This is a genomic window from Prevotella sp. AM42-24 (assembly GCF_003461825.1).
In the GTDB taxonomy this organism is placed as follows: Bacteria; Bacteroidota; Bacteroidia; order Bacteroidales; family Bacteroidaceae; genus Prevotella; species Prevotella hominis.
Genome location: NZ_QTXV01000128.1, coordinates 1 through 2,904, shown reverse-complemented (window position 1 = coordinate 2,904; position 2,904 = coordinate 1). Strand labels below are relative to the sequence as shown.

Below are 2,904 nucleotides of genomic sequence, written 5' to 3'. Positions count from 1 at the left end.
TGCAAGTGGTTGAGAATGAGCAATATTTCATAATTCTGCCAATTGTCTGCAAAGCAAAGCCGAGCAGTCTATTGAGTTATTTCAGTTACCAAACCGTTAGCGGTCAGTTACCGAAACCAATACTGCTAACGAGGTGAAAAACAAATAGTTTGTCACCAGTGTTTGTTGCACTGTTCTGCACAACATTCAATGACAGAGAATGCTTACTGATTGATTATTTTTGCAAACTAAAAAAGTAAGCAGATGAAAGTTGAAAAATTCAAGGTGCTGCTCTACCTCAAAAAGAGCGGATTGGACAAGAACGGTAAGGCTCCCATCATGGGACGCATCACCCTCAACCGAACAATGGCGCAGTTCGGTTGCAAGTTGTCATGTACGCCAAAGTTATGGAATCCACGTGAGAGCAGACTTGACGGCAAGAGCAAGGAGGCTGTGGAAGTGAACGCCAAGATTGACAAGCTGTTGCTGGCAATAAACTCAGCCTACGAGTCACTTGTGGAGCGCAAGACGGATTTTGACGCAAAGGCGATAAAGGATCTGTTTCAATGCAGTGCAGACACTCAGATGACCTTGTTGAAGCAGCTTGACGCCATCATTGCGGACATTGAGTCAAGAATCGGCATCGACTACAAGAAAGGCACGCTCCCAAACTACCAGTACACTCGCCTGACATTGGGGTTGTTCGTCAAGAAGCGTTATGGAACTGACGATGTGGCATTCGGTGAGCTTGACGAGCAGTTTATCCGTGAGTACATGGACTTTTGCTTGGACGAGAGAGGTCTTGCACTTGATACAGTCCGCCACTATCTCGCCATCTTGAAGAAGACCTGCCGAATAGCTTTCAAGGCAGGACACTCCGAGCGTTATCATTTCATGCACTTCAAGCTACCTCAAAAGAAAGAGAATCCACCAAAGGCATTGACACGTGAGGACTTCCTGAAAATTCGTGACCTCGAAATACCAGAGCGAAGAAAATCGTTGGCTTTGACCCGTGACCTTTTTCTTTTCGCCTGCTATACAGGCACGGCTTATGCCGATACTATTTCTATCACGGAAGAAAACCTCTTTCGTGATGAGGAGGGTAGCCTTTGGCTGAAATACCACAGAAAGAAGAACAAGATGCTTGCACGTGTGAAGTTACTGCCAGAGGCGCTTGCCATGTTGGAGAAATACAAAGACCCGACAAGACCTACTCTTTTACCGCCACAGGAATTTCGAGTGCTGAGAGGTAACATGAAAAGTCTCCGAGTACTATCTGGCATAAGTATGGATTTGGTCTATCATGTTGGACGGCACAGTTTCGCATCGCTCGTTACGCTCGAAGAAGGTGTTCCAATAGAGACTATCAGCAAAATGCTTGGTCACAACAACATTCAGACCACGCAAATCTATGCACGTGTCACCCCGAAAAAGCTATTTGAGGATATGGACAAGTTCATCGAAGCCAACAAGGACTTCAAGTTTGTCCTGTAATATTATCACAAAATAAGAAAGGAACATAAAATGAGAAGTACATACAAGCAGTTTTATTATATCAACCGTGGCAGAGTAAAGGCAGACGGAACCACATCTATATTTTGCCGTATCACGATTGACGGCAAAGTGTCAGCCATAGCAACAGGTCTTTACTGTGCTCCCGAAGAATGGGACACGAAAAAAGGTGAAGCCAGGAATGCAAGAGTGAACGGACAACTGCAAGCGTTCAGACTAAGAATTGACGAAGCCTACGAGCAGGCAACAAAGGAAAAGGGCATCGTTACCGCCGAGATTCTGAAGAATGTTATTGTTGATGCAAATACTATCCCGATGACATTGCTTGCCACTGGCGAGGAGGAGCGTGAACGCCTTAGGCTGCGCTCCATCCGTATTAACTCAACATCTTCTTATCGCCAATCTAAGACATCGCAGCTCAACTTGCGAGAGTTCATCGGGTTACGAGGAATGAATGACATTGCATTTGAAGATTTGACTGAGGAATTTGGCAAATCTTATAAGTTGTTCTTGATTGGCAAAGGGTATAGTGCATCCAATACGAACCATAATCTTTGTTGGCTGCAACGCTTGGTTTATATCGCTGTTGACAGAGGTCTGCTGAAATTCAATCCACTGGAAGATGTCGGATATGAAAAGACAGGCTCACCAAAGCGTAGACATATATCCAGAAATGACTTGCTGCTCATTATGGAGACTCCTATGGAAGATAAGGCTTTGGAGTTGGCACGAAGAATGTTTGTTTTCTCCAGCCTTACAGGTTTGGCTTATGTCGATTTACGTAACCTGTATCCACACCATATCGGGATGACGGCAGACGGTAGAAAATACATCCGTGAGAAAAGAGCAAAGACCAACAACGAAGCGTTCATTCCCTTGCATCCGATAGCTGAACAAATAATGTCGCTATACAATACAGCGGATGATAGCAAACCTGTTTTTCCTCTTTCTTCACGTGATTCCATGTGGTTTGAATTTCATTCACTCGGTGTGGCTTTGGGTATAAATGAGAACCTTACCGCACACGTTGCAAGACATACATTCGGAGTAAACATGGTTACTTCGGGCATATCAATGGAAAGCATCGCCAAGATGATGGGGCATTCCAATCTGCGAAGCACCCAGGTCTATGCCGTCATCACCGATGACAAGATATCCAAGGATATGGATAAGCTGATGCAGCGCAGAGAAACAAAAGAAACTGACCAGAATAAAAATAAGGAGGACGGGAAATGAACAGAGGGATAATAACAATCAGCGAGAGCGGAACGGTATCCATGCCGACCGATACTGTTCCAATCTGCGAAGCACCCAAATCTATGCCGTTATCACCGATAACAAGATTTCTATAGACATGGACAAACTGATGCAACGCAGAAAAACAAAAGAAACTGACCAAAAGAGAAATAAGGA

2 protein-coding genes are annotated in these 2,904 nt (G+C 44.6%); both read left to right on the top strand.

The window, feature by feature from the left end; genetic code table 11:
• The first annotated feature begins 243 nt into the window (after window positions 1-243).
• Window positions 244-1,473 carry a site-specific integrase gene (locus tag DW917_RS16520; protein ID WP_118120477.1) on the top strand — a complete coding sequence of 410 codons (1,230 nt, stop codon included), beginning with the start codon at window positions 244-246 and terminating at the stop codon, window positions 1,471-1,473.
• Between the two features lie 30 nt (window positions 1,474-1,503).
• Complete coding sequence (locus tag DW917_RS16515) at window positions 1,504-2,727, top strand: site-specific integrase (RefSeq protein WP_118120475.1); 1,224 nt, start codon at window positions 1,504-1,506, stop codon at window positions 2,725-2,727.
• The last annotated feature ends 177 nt before the right edge of the window (window positions 2,728-2,904 follow it).

Bases quoted from the DNA above. Each gene is read 5' to 3' on its own strand.
- DW917_RS16515 (WP_118120475.1), top strand. From the start codon at position 1,504: ATGAGAAGTACATACAAGCAGTTTTATTATATCAACCGTGGCAGAGTA.
- DW917_RS16520 (WP_118120477.1), top strand. From the start codon at position 244: ATGAAAGTTGAAAAATTCAAGGTGCTGCTCTACCTCAAAAAGAGCGGA.